This is a genomic window from Bradyrhizobium sp. PSBB068 (genome assembly GCA_016839165.1).
Classification (GTDB): domain Bacteria; phylum Pseudomonadota; class Alphaproteobacteria; order Rhizobiales; family Xanthobacteraceae; genus Bradyrhizobium.
Genome location: CP069300.1, coordinates 2,673,796 through 2,688,233, shown reverse-complemented (window position 1 = coordinate 2,688,233; position 14,438 = coordinate 2,673,796). Strand labels below are relative to the sequence as shown.

General features: G+C 64.4%; 12 protein-coding genes. 9 read left to right on the top strand and 3 right to left on the bottom strand.

Going from position 1 to position 14,438, the window contains the following annotated elements:
• Positions 1 to 119: 119 nt before the first annotated feature.
• From JQ507_12305 to JQ507_12295, 3 genes are all read left to right on the top strand, one after another.
• Positions 120 to 659, top strand: coding sequence for a TRAP transporter small permease subunit (locus JQ507_12305; GenBank protein QRI72191.1), 540 nt, complete (start codon positions 120 to 122; stop codon positions 657 to 659).
• The gene (locus JQ507_12300; protein ID QRI72190.1) at positions 656 to 2,260 is read left to right on the top strand and encodes a TRAP transporter large permease subunit; all 1,605 of its coding nucleotides are present in this window, start codon (positions 656 to 658) and stop codon (positions 2,258 to 2,260) included. The genes JQ507_12305 and JQ507_12300 overlap by 4 nt, the downstream gene beginning before the upstream one ends.
• A 120-nt stretch (positions 2,261 to 2,380) precedes the next feature.
• Positions 2,381 to 3,670 (top strand): M20/M25/M40 family metallo-hydrolase, encoded by a 1,290-nt coding sequence (locus JQ507_12295; protein ID QRI72189.1) that lies wholly within the window; start codon positions 2,381 to 2,383, stop codon positions 3,668 to 3,670.
• Positions 3,671 to 3,722: 52 nt separating this feature from the next.
• Here JQ507_12295 and JQ507_12290 read toward each other — a convergent pair whose 3' ends face one another.
• Positions 3,723 to 5,057, bottom strand: a complete 1,335-nt coding sequence (locus JQ507_12290) for a HAMP domain-containing histidine kinase (GenBank protein QRI72188.1) — start codon at positions 5,055 to 5,057, stop codon at positions 3,723 to 3,725.
• A 2-nt stretch (positions 5,058 to 5,059) separates the two neighbouring features.
• Positions 5,060 to 5,734, bottom strand: a complete 675-nt coding sequence (locus JQ507_12285; protein ID QRI72187.1) for a response regulator transcription factor — start codon at positions 5,732 to 5,734, stop codon at positions 5,060 to 5,062.
• Between the two features lie 403 nt (positions 5,735 to 6,137).
• Between JQ507_12285 and JQ507_12280 the strand changes: the two genes are divergently transcribed.
• From JQ507_12280 to JQ507_12255, 6 genes are all read left to right on the top strand, one after another.
• Positions 6,138 to 7,328: an efflux RND transporter periplasmic adaptor subunit gene (locus JQ507_12280; GenBank protein QRI72186.1), complete on the top strand. Its 1,191-nt coding sequence runs from the start codon at positions 6,138 to 6,140 to the stop codon at positions 7,326 to 7,328.
• A gap of 58 nt (positions 7,329 to 7,386) precedes the next feature.
• Positions 7,387 to 10,635 (top strand): efflux RND transporter permease subunit, encoded by a 3,249-nt coding sequence (locus tag JQ507_12275; protein ID QRI72185.1) that lies wholly within the window; start codon positions 7,387 to 7,389, stop codon positions 10,633 to 10,635.
• 33 nt (positions 10,636 to 10,668) lie between these two features.
• A complete protein-coding gene (locus JQ507_12270) occupies positions 10,669 to 12,231 on the top strand; it encodes an efflux transporter outer membrane subunit (GenBank protein ID QRI72184.1) in 1,563 nt (520 codons plus the stop codon).
• A 39-nt stretch (positions 12,232 to 12,270) separates the two neighbouring features.
• Positions 12,271 to 12,471 (top strand): hypothetical protein, encoded by a 201-nt coding sequence (locus tag JQ507_12265; protein ID QRI72183.1) that lies wholly within the window; start codon positions 12,271 to 12,273, stop codon positions 12,469 to 12,471.
• A 61-nt stretch (positions 12,472 to 12,532) separates the two neighbouring features.
• Positions 12,533 to 12,865 carry a hypothetical protein gene (locus tag JQ507_12260; protein QRI72182.1) on the top strand — a complete coding sequence of 111 codons (333 nt, stop codon included), beginning with the start codon at positions 12,533 to 12,535 and terminating at the stop codon, positions 12,863 to 12,865.
• A gap of 70 nt (positions 12,866 to 12,935) precedes the next feature.
• Positions 12,936 to 13,238 (top strand): hypothetical protein, encoded by a 303-nt coding sequence (locus JQ507_12255; GenBank protein ID QRI72181.1) that lies wholly within the window; start codon positions 12,936 to 12,938, stop codon positions 13,236 to 13,238.
• A 65-nt stretch (positions 13,239 to 13,303) separates the two neighbouring features.
• Here JQ507_12255 and JQ507_12250 read toward each other — a convergent pair whose 3' ends face one another.
• Positions 13,304 to 14,392, bottom strand: a complete 1,089-nt coding sequence (locus JQ507_12250; protein QRI72180.1) for a TRAP transporter substrate-binding protein — start codon at positions 14,390 to 14,392, stop codon at positions 13,304 to 13,306.
• Between the last annotated feature and the right edge of the window lie 46 nt (positions 14,393 to 14,438).

Genomic DNA, 14,438 nt, shown 5'->3' with positions numbered 1-14,438 from the left:
GAGGACGAACGCTTGCAACTGCTCCTGAAAGTGAGCCGTGCTCCGCGCGCATGCGCGCGGCGGCCGGATGATGCTTGAAAGATATTCGGTGCGCAGATCGCGCGACCGCGGAGATCGTGATGCGCCCAATGTTGGCACTAAGTCAGGCCATCGACCGCCTCAATGAGAAGATCGGCACCATCTGCAACCTGCTCGTGCTGATCGCCTGCCTGGTCAGCGCCGGCAATGCCATGATCCGCTACGCGTTCAGCTACTCCTCGAACGGCTGGCTCGAGGCGCAGTGGTACATGTTCGCGATCCTCGTGATGTTCGGCGCCTCCTACACCTTCAAGCGCAATGAGCATGTCCGCGTCGAGATCCTTTATCTGATGCTGTCCGAACGCGGCCAGCTCTGGCTCGACCTGATCGGCACGCTGTTCTTCCTGATTCCGGCCTGCCTGCTGCTCGCCTACCTGTCCTGGCCGTTCTTCTACCAGGCTTATGCGGTCGGCGAGATGAGCGGCAATGCCGGCGGCCTGCTGCGCTGGCCGATCAAGTTCGTTATCCCGTCCGGCTTCGTGATGCTTGCGTTGCAAGGCGTCTCAGAGGTGATCAAGCGGATCGCCGCGCTGCAGGGCTATGTGACCATCGACGCGAAGTATGAGAGGCCGACGCAATGACGATCACGTTGGAGATGATGCCGCCGCTGATGTTCGGCGGCCTGATCGTTGCGATGCTGATCGGCTATCCGGTGGCGTTCACGCTCGCCGCGGTCGGCCTGTCGTTCGGGTTCCTGTCGATCTATCTCGGCTTCTTCGACCTCAACTTCCTGCAGGCGATTCCGGGCCGCATCTTCGGCAGCGTGCTGTCCAACGAGCTGCTGCTCGCGATCCCGTTCTTCACCTTCATGGGCGCGATATTGGAGAGATGCGGGCTGGCCGAGGACATGCTGGATTCGATGGGCCAGCTGTTCGGCCCGATCCGCGGCGGCCTCGGCTATTCCGTGATCATCGTCGGCTTCATCCTCGGCGCCATCACCGGCACGGTGGCGGCGCAGGTGATCGCCATGGCGCTGATCTCGATGCCGGTGATGATCCGCTACGGCTACAACATCCGCTACATCACCGGCGTGCTCGCCGCCTCCGGCACCATCACCCAACTCGTTCCGCCCTCGCTGGTGCTGATCGTGCTCGCCGACCAGCTCGGCAAGTCGGTCGGCGACATGTATCTCGGCGCCTGGGGCCCGTCCGTGTTCCAGATCCTGCTGTTCGCCGGCTACACCTTCCTGCTCGGCATCTTCAAGCCGAGCCACGTGCCCGCGGTGCCGATCGAGGCCCGCACCTTGACCGGCTGGGCGCTGTGGAAGAAGTGCCTGCTCGGCATCATCCCGTCAGCGGTGCTGATCTTCGTCGTGCTCGGCACCATGATGATGGGCCTTGCGACCCCGACCGAAGCCGGCGCAATGGGTGCGGTCGGCGCCATCGTGCTCGCTGCGATCCACCACAAGGACTTCAGCGCGACCGGCCGCAAGGTGCTGATAGCAGGCGTGATCGCCGGCGGCATCGGCACCATCATCGCGATGCTGTTCAGCGAGAACCTGATCTTCAGGCTCGCCTTCGCGATCACCTATCTCGCGGTGGTCTGGATCTGCCTCGAGGCGGTGAAGATCCCTGACCTGCGCGACCTGATCAAGCAGGGCTACGAGACCACCATGCGCATCACCTGCATGGTCACCTTCATCCTGATCGGTTCGACCTGCTTCTCGGTGGTGTTCCTCGGTGTGTCCGGCGGGGTTTGGCTGGAGCACATGCTGACCTCGCTGCCGGGCGGCGTCTGGGGCTTCCTGATCTTCATCAACATCTTCATCTTCTTCCTGGCGTTCTTCCTCGACTTTTTCGAGATCGCCTTCATCATCCTGCCGATGATCGCCCCGATCGCGCAGAAGGTGCTGGCGCCGGTGGTCGGCCCGGATGCGGCGCTGATCTGGTTCGGCGTGATGCTCTGCGTCAACATGCAGACCTCGTTCCTGCATCCGCCGTTCGGCTTCGCGCTGTTCTATCTGCGCGGCGTGGCGCCGAAGGAAGTGAAGAGCTCGGACATCTACTGGGGCGCGATGCCCTGGATCGGGCTGCAGGCGATCATGGTGGCGCTTGTCATCGCGTTCCCGGTGGTGGTCACCGGCCTGCTCGACAAGCCGCTCGACGTCGACCTCAACAAGGTCAAGATCGAGGTGCCGCAGATCGAGTTGCCGCCGCTCGATTTCGGCCAGCCGAAGCAATAGCCGGCGTCAGCCCCTGCGGCGCGCCTCGCTTCCGCGAGGCGGGCCGCGATGGTTGACGGCGGCGGCGCGGCCTGTGAAGACGGGGATCCGGATCGTCCTCGAACCCACAGATCGCCGCCCATGCCCCAATCGCGTTCCACCCGCTCGTTCGTCCGCCCGCTCATCGCATCCCTCGGCCTGGCGCTTGCCGCCACCACGGCGCAGGCAGCGCCGGCAGCCGACATTCGCGCGCTGGCACAGCAGGAGCAGCAGCCGCTGCTCGACACCCTGCGCGACCTCGTGCAGATCGAATCCGGCAGCAAGGACCTCGACGGCCTCAACCAGATCGCCGCGCGCATCGCTGCGGAGCTCAAGCAGCTCGGCGGCGCGGTGGACATCCTGCAGACCACCGACATCTATCGCCTCGACGACACGCCCGAGAAGATCGGCCCGGCCGTGCGGGCCGTCTTCAAGGGCACGGGCAGCGCGAAGATCATGCTGATCGCGCACATGGACACGGTCTATCTCAAGGGCATGCTGAAGGATCAACCCTTCCGCATCGACGGCGACAAGGCCTATGGACTCGGCATCGCCGACGACAAGCAGGGCGTCGCCACCATCATCCACACCGTGGCGCTGCTGCAGAAGCTGAACTTCAAGGACTACGGCACGCTCACGGTGCTGATCAACGGCGACGAGGAGATCTCCTCGCCCGGCTGGCGCTCAACCATCACCCGCACCGCCGCGGAGCAGGACGCCGTATTCTCGTTCGAGGGCAGCGACGCCAGCGGCACGCTCCGCCTCGCCACCAGCGGCATCGGCTCGGCCTATCTCACGGTGCACGGCAAGTCGTCGCACGCAGGCGCCAGGCCCGAGGGCGGCGTGAATGCGCTCTACGAGCTGTCGCACCAGGTGCTGCAGATGAAGGACCTGTCCAAGCCCGAGCAGGGCCTGAAGCTGAACTGGACGGTGTCGAAGTCCGGCACCAACCGCAACGTGATCCCCGCCGAAGCCACCGCCCAGGCCGACGCACGCGCGCTCAAGGTCGCGGATTTCGACGAGCTCGAGAAGGCCCTGCAGGACAAGATCAAGAACCGCCTGCTGCCCGACTCCAAGGTGGACGTGAAGTTCGAGGTGCGCCGCCCGCCGCTCGAAGCCAACGACGCCTCGCGCAACGTGGCCGGCCACGGCAAGGCGATCTATCAGGAACTGGGCCTGTCGATGAACGTCGCCGAAAGGGCCACCGGCGGCGGCACCGACGCCGCCTTTGCCGCCCTCAAGACCAAGGGGGCCGTGGTCGAAGGCATGGGCCTGTCCGGCTTCGGCGCGCACTCCAACGATGCCGAATACGTCCAGCTCAACAGCATCGTGCCGCGCCTGTACCTGACCACGCGGATGATCATGGACCTGTCCGACGGCAAGGTGAAGTAAAGCGGCACGGTCGGCGACCCGGCCGGGCTGCCGCCGAAAACCGGTGAGCCGGTCACGCGGTCGCCGGCTCGGCCTTGGCGAGATGAAAGCTCAGCGTGAACTGGGCACCGCCGGATGGCAGGTTCTCGACCTTGATCGTCGCGTCGTGATCGTCGACCACGCCCCGGACGATCGAGAGTCCGAGCCCCGCACCATCCGTGCGGTGGCGCTGCCGATCGCCACGCCAGAAGCGCTGGAACACCAGGCCCTGCTCGGCAGGCGCGATGCCGGGCCCGCAGTCGCGCACCTGCACCGAGCCGTCCTCGTGCACCTCGACATCGACTGACGTAGCGTCGGCGGTGTATTTGATGGCGTTCTCCGCCAGATTGAAGATCGCCCGCTGCAGCATCTCGGCATTGCCCTTGACCCGCACCGGACCGTCGGTGCCGCGCAGCGCGATGTCCTTCTGCTGCGCCAGCGCGTAGGGCGCGATCGAGCCGACCACCTCGGCGCACACCGCGCGCAGGTCCGCGGTCTCGCCGGGGTCCAGCACCAGCGTATCGAGCTCGGCGATCTCGAGCAGCTGACTGACGATACGGCTCATGCTCTCGATGTCGGCATGCAGCTCCCTGGTCCCCTTGCTCGCATCCAGCGTCTCGATCCGAGTCCTCAGGATCGCGAGCGGGGTGCGCAGCTGATGTGCGGCATCGGCCGTGAACTGGCGCTGCACATGAAACCCTTCCTCCAGACGGTCGAAGGCCTGGTTGACAGCGGTCACCAGCGGCAGGATCTCGCTCGGAATCCCCTTCGTCGGCAGCCGGACGCCGGTCCTGGCCGGCCCGATGGTCCTGGCCTCCTCCGATGCCCGCAACAGCGGAACCACGGCGCGGCGGAAGATCAGGATGTCGGTCGCAAGCAGAATCAGGAGAATCGGGATGGTGATCCAGCCGACCCGCCGGAAGAAGTTGGAGACGATGTCGTCGATGATGACGTCGCGATGCGACAAGTCCTCGGCGACCTGGATGCGCAGCGTCTCGCCGCCGAGCACCTTGGTGACGCTGGCGCCGGAAATCCGGTTGGCCGAGGCGGGCGGCCGCGGCGGCTCGCGATGCGACGAGAACAGCAGATGATCGTCCGCATCGTAGATATCGTAGCGGTAGCGGCCATACGCGTCGGAATACAGCCCCCTCAGGCTGTCCGGCAGGTTGAGCTGCACCTTGCCGGCGGCATCGACCGCGAGGTTCTCGCCGAGATCGGCGGCTTGGTCGCGCATCGCCTCGCTATGCAGATGGTTGATCTCCGAATTCAACAGCCACAGCAGCAGCAGCGGCAGGAAGATCGCAGCGACCGCGACCGCCACGATGTGCAGGAACACGATCCGCGAGGTCAGCGACGTGAAGCGGAACACCCCTATTTTTCCTCCGCCATCAAATAGCCGACGCCGCGAATGGTGTGGATGATGACCCTGGCGCGGTGCTCGGTCAGCAGCTTGCGCAGGCGCGACACATAGACCTCGACGGCATTCGAGGCGACCTCGCCCGACAGACCGAAGATGTGGTCCTCGACGTTCTTCTTCGGCACCACCCGGCCCTGCCGCCGCAGCAGGATCTCCAGCACGGATGTCTCACGCGCGGAGAAGACGTGCGGCGCACCGTCGACGAACACCTGCTTGCTCTCGGTGTCGTAGACAAGATTGGCGAGCTTGAGCGACGAGCCGAGCAGTTGGCCGGGCCGCCGCAGAATGGCTTCGAGCCGCGCCACCAGCTCCTCCAGCGCGAACGGCTTCGCCAGATAATCGTCCGCGCCGCTGCGCAGGCCATTGACCCGATCCTGCAGCCCGTTGCGCGCTGTCAGCACCAGGACCGGCAGCGGGTCGCTCCTGCGGCGCAGCTCCGACAGCACCGACAGGCCATCGCCGTCGGGCAGACCGAGATCGAGGATCATGGCAGCATAACTGACGCTGCGCAGCGCATCGCGCGCTTCGGCGACGCTGTTGACGATGTCGGACTCATAGCCCGCCGCCATCAACCCGCTGGCGAGCAGTCTCGAGAGCTCGACATTGTCCTCGACGATCAAAAGGCGCATCGCAGCATTCCTGTCTTCACCAAAGCGCGCCTGTTCGCACACCCGATTGCAATAGGCCAGCCATTCCCGAAATACCGGAACAGACCACTTCGCGGGCACCAGCATCGTGCAAATGCCGCGCATGTCCGCAGACCGCCCCAGACACGCGAAACCGGCTATGTTTTTTCTATGGGCGGACCGGCCCGCGCCTACAAAAAATAGATAAAACCGCCTATGCTGCAACGGAAATTCGTTAGTCGCATGCGAGGTTTGTGCAAAGCAGTGTAAGGCTGGCGTAAGCTGGTCCTGATAACAGGTTCCTGGCCCCGTCGAGACCAACATTCCTGTCCGCGATGCGGTTAGGTTTCGGGTTCTTGTGCGGCCTCTCCAATCTCGGCGAATCGGGCGGACGATGTCATTTCGGATGAAGTATGCGGGTTACTTTGCGCTGCCCCTGCTGGCTGGACTGCTGGCGGGCGCATGGCTGCTGGTGCGAACCAGCGGCGTCGAGAGTGTCAAGGCGGCTGCGCCGACCAACACGGCGCCTGACGTCAACATCGAGCAGCAATATGTCGTCCTGACCGACAAGCAGGCCGCCAACTTCAAGATCATGCCCGCCGAACAGCGCTCCTTCAAGACGCTGAAGAATGCGGTCGGCTCGATCGACTTTAATCAGAACATGCTGGTGCAGGCGTTCACGCCGAATCCGGGACGGATCGTCGATACGTTCTTCAACGTCGGCGACGAAGTGAAGAAGGGCGATGCGCTGTTCACCATCGACAGCCCGGACCTGCTTCAGGCCGAATCCGGACTGCTTGCGTCGGCCGGCGTGCTCGAGCTGCAGACGAGAACGCTCGCGCGGGTCAAGCAGCTGCTCAAGACCGGCGGCGGCGCGCAGAAGGACGTCGATCAGGCCACGTCGGATCAGCAGACCGCCGAAGGCAATTTCAAGGCCGGACGAGACGCAGTCCGCTTGTTCGGCAAGACCGATGCCGAGATCGATCGCATCGTCGCCGATCGCAAGGTCGACTCCATCCTGGTCGTTCCAAGCACGATTTCGGGCCGAATCATCGCGCGCAATGCCGCGCCCGGCCTCTACGTGCAGCCCGGCAACGCGCCGGCCCCCTACTCGCTGGCCGACATCTCGACGATGTGGATGGTGGCCAACGTGATCGAAACCGACGCGCCATCTTATCGGATCGGCCAGCCGGTCGAGGTGCGGGTGCCGGCCTATCCAGGCGAGGTGTTTCGCGGCCGGGTGACGACGCTCGGCCTCAACATCGATCCGAACTCGCACCGCCAGCTGGTGCGTTCGGTGATCGAGGATCCCCAGCACAAGCTGCGCGCCGGCATGCTCGCGAGCTTCACCATCGAGACCGAGCCGCCGAAGATGTCGGTCAGCGTGCCGCTCGAGGCCATCGTCCGCGAGGGTGACGGAACGATGACAGTGTGGGTCACGACTGATGGCCGACGGTTCGATCGACGGTCGGTGAAGATCGGAATGGAGCAGGACGGCTGGCGTCAGATCCTCGACGGCGTTGCCGCCGGCGAGAAGATCGCCTCCACCGGCGCGGTGTTCCTCAGCAACAAGTTTGCCAACGCGGCCACAGGCTAGCCGTGGCCGCCGAGATCAACCGCGCCGTCCATCGTTCAAGACCAAGTGCAGTAGTCCAGTGATCAAGAGCATCCTCCAGTTTGGCCTGACACGAAGCGCCGTCATCGTGCTCAGCCTTGCCGTGTTTTGTGCCGCCGGCATCGCCGCGTTCTACAAGCTGAACATCGAGGCCTATCCGAACCCGGCGCCGGTCATCCTCGAGATCACGGCACAGGCCGCCGGCCTCTCCGCCGAGGAGATGGAGAAGTATTATACGATCCCGATGGAGGTCGGGCTGTACTCGACGCCGGGCGTCGTCAACATCCGCTCGACCTCGTTCTACGGCCTGTCGTTCGTGCGGGTCACCTTCAAATACGGCGTCGACTACTATTTCGCGCTCTCGCAGGCCACCAACAACCTCACGCAGAACGTCCAGCTTCCCGGCAATCAGATCCCGCAAATCCAGCAATCGAGCCTGGTCGGCGAGATTTTTCGCTACCAGCTCGTCGGCCCGCCGAATTTCGGCCTGACCAACCTCAGGACCTTGCAGGACTATGTCGTCGCCCGCCGGCTGATGACGATACCGGGCGTGGTGCAGATCAACTCATGGGGCGGCACGACCAAGCAGTTCAACGTCGATGCCGACCTCGAGAAGCTCGAGGCTTACAACATCACCGTGCCGCAGCTGATCAGCGCGCTCGGTAACGCCAACATCAACGTCGGTGGCCGCGAAATCGCGATCGGCCAGCAATCCGTCAACATCCGCGGCATCGGCCTGATCAATTCCGGCGGCGAAGACGACGTCACCAAAGGCTACCGGGTCCGGGACATCGAGAACGTCGTGTTGACCCAGTCGAACGGGTTGCCGATCCAGATCAAGGACGTCGCCAAGGTGTCGGTCGGCTACGTGCCGCGGCTCGGCATCGCAGGAAAGGACAGGGACGACGACGTCGCGGCAGCGATCGTCGTCATGGGACGCACGCAGCACACCAACGACATTGTCCCCAAGGTCGAGGAGGAAGTCACCAAGATCAACAGCGACGGCACCTTGCCTCCCGGCGTCAAGATCGCGCCCTACTACGATCGCACCTCGCTGGTCAGCGTCACGACGCATACCGTGCTGCATAATTTGGTGTTCGGCTGCCTTCTGGTTTTCGTGATCCAGTGGGTCTTCCTCGGCGATCTGCGCAGCGCGCTGATCGTCAGCGCCAACATCCCGTTCGCGCTGTTCTTCGCCATCATCATCCTGGTGCTGCAGGGCGAGGACGCCAACCTGCTGTCGCTCGGTGCGGTCGATTTCGGCATCATCGTCGATTCCGCCGTCATCATGATGGAGAACATATTCCGCAACTTCCAGTCCGCGCCCGAGAACCGGCTCCGCGTGCTGCAACACCTTGCACAGGGCTATTGGGGGACCGATCCGACCACGTCGCCCAGCGGCCAGCCCGCGCCAGGCTGGACCGAACGGCTGCGCATGATCTTCGTCAGCGCATTGCAGGTCGACAAGGCGGTGTTCTTCACCGCAGCCATCACTGTCACCGCGTTCGTGCCGCTGTTCACCATGCAGGGCGTCGAAGGCCAGATCTTCGGACCGATGGCGCGCACCTATGGCTACGCGCTCGCAGGTGCTCTGCTGGCAACCTTCACCGTGACGCCGGTGCTGGCCTCGCTGCTGCTGCCGAAGCATATCGAAGAGACCGAGACCGTCATCGTGCGGTCGCTGCGTCAGGCCTACACGCCGGTGCTGCGCTGGTCGCTGTCGCATCTGAGGGTCGCGGTTGCCGCCGGCATCATCTTCCTCGGACTGAGCGGCCTTGCCGCAAGCCGGCTCGGCAGCGAGTTCCTGCCCGCGCTCGAGGAAGGCAATTTCTGGATCCGCGCCTCGATGCCACCGACCATGTCGCTCGATGCCGGTACCGAGCCGACGCGCAAGATGCGCGAGATCCTGCTGCGCCACCCCGAGATCATCACCGTGGTGTCGCAGCATGGCCGTCCCGACAATGGCAGCGACGCGTCGGCTTTCTCCAATGTCGAGCTGTTCGCGCCGATCAAGCCGTTCGACCAATGGCCGCCTGGCCTGACCAAGGAAAAGCTCACCGAGGAGCTGCAGAAGGAATTCGACGAGGAACTGCCCGGCGTCACCTTCAACTTCTCGCAATACATCCAGGACAACGTCGAGGAGGCGCTCTCGGGCGTCAAGGGTGCGAACTCAGTCAAGATCATAGGTCCGAACCTTGCAGTGCTCGAACAGCTCGCGGGCAAGGTCGCGCAGGAGATGGCCAAGATCCGCGGCGTTGCCGACCTCGGCGTCTTCCACCTGGTCGGGCAGCCCAACCTCAACATCAAGGTCAACAGGGAGAAGACCGCGCGCTACGGTCTCAATACCGGCGATGTCACGACCGTGGTCCAGGCCGCGCTCGGCGGCACCAGTGCGACGACGGTGCTCGAGGGTGACCGGCAGTTCGGCGTGGTGGTACGGCTCGATCCGAAGTTCCGCCAGAGCATCGACGAGGTGCGCGAGATCAAGGTGGCCTACCAGACGCCATCCGGCAGCAACGCCTATATTCCCTTGAGCGAACTCGCCGACATCTCGCTCGATACCGGCGCGTCGTTCATCTATCGCGAGCGCAGCCAGCGCTATATCCCGATCAAGTTCAGCGTGCGCGGCCGCGATCTCGGCAGCACGGTGGCGGAGGCGCAGAGGCGCGTCGCCGAGGCCGTGCAGCTTCCGGCCGGTTACCGGATGATCTGGTCCGGCGAGTTCGACAATCTCGAGGCCGCCAAGGCGCGCTTGTTGATCGTGGTGCCGGTGACACTGCTGCTGATCTTCGTGCTGCTCTACAGCCTGTTCAACTCGCTGCGCGACAGCCTGCTGGCGCTGGCCGGCATTCCATTCGCGGTCGGCGGCGGCCTGATCGCGCTGTACCTCGCCGGGCTCGATTTCTCGATCTCGGCCGCGATCGGCTTCATCTCGCTGTTCGGCGTCGCGGTCATGGACGGCATCCTCAACATCACCTATTTCCGCGAGTTGCGGGCCTCGGGCATGAGCATCGCGGAGGCGGTGTTCAACGGCGCCGAGCAACGCATGCGGCCGATGCTGATGACCGCGCTGTCTGCTGGCGTAGGCCTGTTCCCGGCCGCGCTGTCGCATGGTATCGGCAGTCAGGTGCAACGGCCGCTTGCGACGGTCGTAGTCGGCGGCATGTTCATCGGTCCGCTATTGCTCTTGATCGTCGCACCGGCGTTGCGCAAGATATTCCTGTCGCGCGAGCGCGTTGCTTCGCCCGACGAGACGGCTGCCGCGGCGCCGCCCGAAGCAGCGCATTAGAGGCGCCCAGTCATGCACGCCCTCAGCGCAAGAATGTCTCGCCACGCAGCCGCCTTCCCCATGCGCGCGCTGGCGGTAGCGGCCGGAGCCCTCATGCTGGCGAGCTGCGCCGTCGGCCCGAATTTCGCGCCGCCGGCCGCTCCGGACGTCGAACGCTTTACGGCCGAGAAGCTCGCTTCCCCCAGCGCCAATACCGCGGGCCCCAGCGTGCCGAAGCAGCATTTCGTCAACGGAGAGGACGTGTCGCTGCGGTGGTGGACGGCGTTCCGGTCGAAGCCGCTCGACGAGCTGATCAAGATGTCAGTCGAGCACAACCCTTCCCTGCAGTCGGCCGAAGCGGCGATCAGGATCGCGCAATACAACGCGCTGGCCCAGCGCGGGCTGTTCTTCCCGCAGATCGGTGCAAACTACACGCCCTCCCAGCAGCAGATTTCCGGCGCGTCGAGTTCGGGCCCGGGCGGCCAGTCCCCGTCGGTATTCTCGCTTCACACCGCGCAACTGAACGTCAGTTTCGTGCCGGACATCTGGGGCCAGAATGTTCGCGCGGTCGAGAGCCTTGATGCGATCTCCGAGCAGCAACTGTTCCAGCTGGAAGCGGCCTACCTCACGCTGACGGCCAACGTCGTCACCGCGGCGATCCAGGAAGCATCGCTCCGCGGCCAGATCGGAGCGATCCAGCGCGTCGTGAAGATCGAACGCGGCATTCTGGAGATCGTCAAGAACCAGTTCAACGCAGGCGGCGCCGCCCAGGTCGACGTGCTGGCGCAGGAAGCCGCGCTGGCGCAGTCCGAGCAGCTGCTGCCGCCGCTCGAAAAGCAGCTCGCGGTTCAGCGCGACCTGCTGACGTCGCTGGCCGGGCAGTTCTCGGCTGACGAGATCCTGCAAAAGTTTACGCTCGACCGCCTCACGCTCCCAGCAAACCTGCCGGTGAGCCTGCCGAGCAAGGTGATCCGCCAGCGTCCGGACGTCAGGGCCGCGGAGGCGCTGCTGCATTCGGCGAACGCCCAGATCGGCGTCGCGATCGCGGCGCGGCTGCCCAACATCACGATATCAGGAAATGCCGGAACCACCGCCTTCACCCTGGCCGAATTGTTCACGCCGGGAACCAGCTTCTACGCCATCGCGGCGAGCGCGACCCAGCCGATCTTCGATGGCCTGACGCTTTACCACAAGCAGAAGGCCGCCGAGGCCGCGGTGGACCAGGCCGACGCGCTCTATCGTCAGGCCGTCATCACGGCGATGCAGAACGTCGCCGACGCCCTGCGAAGCCTGCAGGCCGACGCCCGCGCGTTGCAGGCTGCGGTCAAGGCCGAACTCGCCGCAAAGGCCAGTCTCGACATCATTCAGAAGCAGCTTGCGCTCGGACAGGTCAACCAGGTGGTCGTGCTCAATGCCCAGCAAGTCTACCTGAACGCCGCGGTGGTCCGCGTCCAGGCCCAGGCGACCCGTCTGTCGGACACCGCCGCCCTGTTCATGGCGCTCGGCGGCGGTTGGCCCACCAACTGCGCGTCCGACGACTGGCGCAAATGCGCCCTCGAGGACGCGCCCACCACCACCGCGCAGCAGGTCAGCGAAAACCGGCCTGCGGCCCGCTGACCGGGCGGAACGCAAGGTCCCAACTGGAGGAGTCGGCGAATGAAAAACATGCTCACTTTGGCGGCAATCCTGCTTGCGATCTCGGCGGGATCCGCGGCCGCACAGAGCGCTGTCGGCGGCCCGAAAAAGCCGAGCAATCTCGGCGGGCCAACCGCCCAGAAGAACCCGGTGGTTCCGGCTCCGCAGGGCAACGCACCAACGCCTCCACCAGCGCCGCCAAAGCAAGCGCCGAAGAAGTAGCGCATGCTTCGGCAATTGAGTTGGCACCCGGACATCAGCTGATCGGCCCGATGAGACCAATATGAAACGCACGACGCCCCTGCTTCTCATCGTTGCGGCGATCGCCGTCATGGCATCGGAGGTCCGCGCTGTGCCCGTTCACGTCACAACGCTGTGGTCGCAACCTCCTGCGAGCACCGTTCAAGTGCGGCTCGCCTGCGACCAGGACTGCCGTTGCTGGCAGACGCGCTACCGGCAGCGAAGCTCTCGCCATGGGATCGACGATCAAGCGCGCCTCGATCCGAACTACTGCCCCGGCGGGGGGCACTACAACGGTCATTACCGCACCGGACCGGCCACCGGATTGAGCTTCGAGAGCCGCGATCGGGTGCGCGCATTCCCGTTTCCATTTTGATCGACGGGATCGCACCGGTGACAGCCGCCCGCTCCCGCCTCAGGCCAACGCCTTGTGAAGGAACCGCACCATGAAAAGCGCTGCCTTGGGCGTCGTGCCGTTGACGGCAGCGCTGTGCCTGGGTGCCCTGTCGAACGCCGAGGCGTCCCGCACCAACCCCGACGATTGCACGGTGAGAGTCCTGCACGCCGAAGAGCTACCTTACGCTACGATCGGATACTGGCTTGTGAAAGTGACGCTGGAGGTCACCCCGGCGAGCGGACCGCAATTCGTAAGAACGCTGTTCAACAATGTCCCATGGCAGAAGTCGTCGCCCAGACGGGGCGACACTTACCGGTTGAGGTGCAGCTCGCTGGACGGGTTCGGTTATTGACGGCCGCGCCGTTGTCGGCCGCCAATGCCCGATGGGATCTCTGCACGCGCTGAAGAGGCGCGGCGTCAGACCTGAGAGTGCCGCGCCATGAAATTGTCGTAACCGACTTCAGCGACCTGGAACCACTGATAGCCGTTGTTGGAGAACGACGTCAGCGAATCATAGACCTTCTTGAAGTTGGCATTGCCCGCCGCGACCTCGGCATGCAGCTCCTTGGCGGCCTTGAAGGAGGCCTCCATCACCGCAGACGGGAACGGGCGCAGCTTGGTACCGACCGCGAGCAGCTTCTTCAGCGCGACCGGGTTGGCCTGATCGTAGCGGGCCATCATCCAGTTGTTGGCGAGATGGCCGGCCTGCTCGAGGACGTGCTGATAGTATTTCGGCAGCGCGTTCCATTTGTCGAGGTTGATCATCGCAACCAGCATCGGGCCGCCCTCCCACCAGCCGGGGAAGTAATAGTTCGGCGCGACCTTGTAGAAGCCGAGCTTCTCGTCGTCGTAGGGACCGACCCACTCGGCCGCGTCAATGGTGCCTTTTTCCAGCGCCGGATAGATGTCGCCGCCGGCGAGCTGCTGCGGCACCGCGCCGAGCTTCTGCATCACCCTTCCGGCAAAGCCGCCGATCCGGAATTTGAGGCCCTTGAGGTCGTCGACGCTGTTGATCTCCTTGCGGAACCAACCGCCCATCTGGCAGCCGGTGTTGCCCGCGAGCAGCGAGGTGACGTTGTAGCTCTTGTAGAACTCGTTGAGCAGCTCCTTGCCGCCGCCCAGCATGAACCAGGCCTGGTTGAGGCGCATGTTGGGCCCGAACGGCACCGACGAGCCGAAGGTGAAGGTCGGGTCCTTGCCGAAATAATAATAGGGCGCGGTGTGCCCCATCTCGACCGTGCCGTTCTGCACGGCGTCGAGCACCTGCAGGCCCGGCACGATCTCGCCGGCGGCAAAGGTCTGGATCTGGAACTTGTTGTCGGTGGCCTCACCGACCGCCTTGGCCATCAGCTCCGCACCGCCATGCAGCGTGTCGAGCGATTTCGGCCAGCTCGTCGTCAGCCGCCATTTGAGCTCCGGCATCGACTGCGCGATCGCGGGAGCTGCGACTGTTGCCGCGCCCGCGACACTGAGGCCCGTGACCTTGATGAAATCTCTTCGCTTCATTTTGAATCCCGCCCTGTGTGATTGTGTTGTCCGAGCGTCGACTGCT

Bases quoted from the DNA above. Each gene is read 5' to 3' on its own strand.
- JQ507_12305 (QRI72191.1), top strand. From the start codon at position 120: ATGCGCCCAATGTTGGCACTAAGTCAGGCCATCGACCGCCTCAATGAG.
- JQ507_12300 (QRI72190.1), top strand. From the start codon at position 656: ATGACGATCACGTTGGAGATGATGCCGCCGCTGATGTTCGGCGGCCTG.
- JQ507_12295 (QRI72189.1), top strand. From the start codon at position 2,381: ATGCCCCAATCGCGTTCCACCCGCTCGTTCGTCCGCCCGCTCATCGCA.
- JQ507_12285 (QRI72187.1), bottom strand. From the start codon at position 5,734: ATGCGCCTTTTGATCGTCGAGGACAATGTCGAGCTCTCGAGACTGCTC.
- JQ507_12280 (QRI72186.1), top strand. From the start codon at position 6,138: ATGAAGTATGCGGGTTACTTTGCGCTGCCCCTGCTGGCTGGACTGCTG.
- JQ507_12270 (QRI72184.1), top strand. From the start codon at position 10,669: ATGTCTCGCCACGCAGCCGCCTTCCCCATGCGCGCGCTGGCGGTAGCG.
- JQ507_12265 (QRI72183.1), top strand. From the start codon at position 12,271: ATGAAAAACATGCTCACTTTGGCGGCAATCCTGCTTGCGATCTCGGCG.
- JQ507_12260 (QRI72182.1), top strand. From the start codon at position 12,533: ATGAAACGCACGACGCCCCTGCTTCTCATCGTTGCGGCGATCGCCGTC.
- JQ507_12255 (QRI72181.1), top strand. From the start codon at position 12,936: ATGAAAAGCGCTGCCTTGGGCGTCGTGCCGTTGACGGCAGCGCTGTGC.
- JQ507_12250 (QRI72180.1), bottom strand. From the start codon at position 14,392: ATGAAGCGAAGAGATTTCATCAAGGTCACGGGCCTCAGTGTCGCGGGC.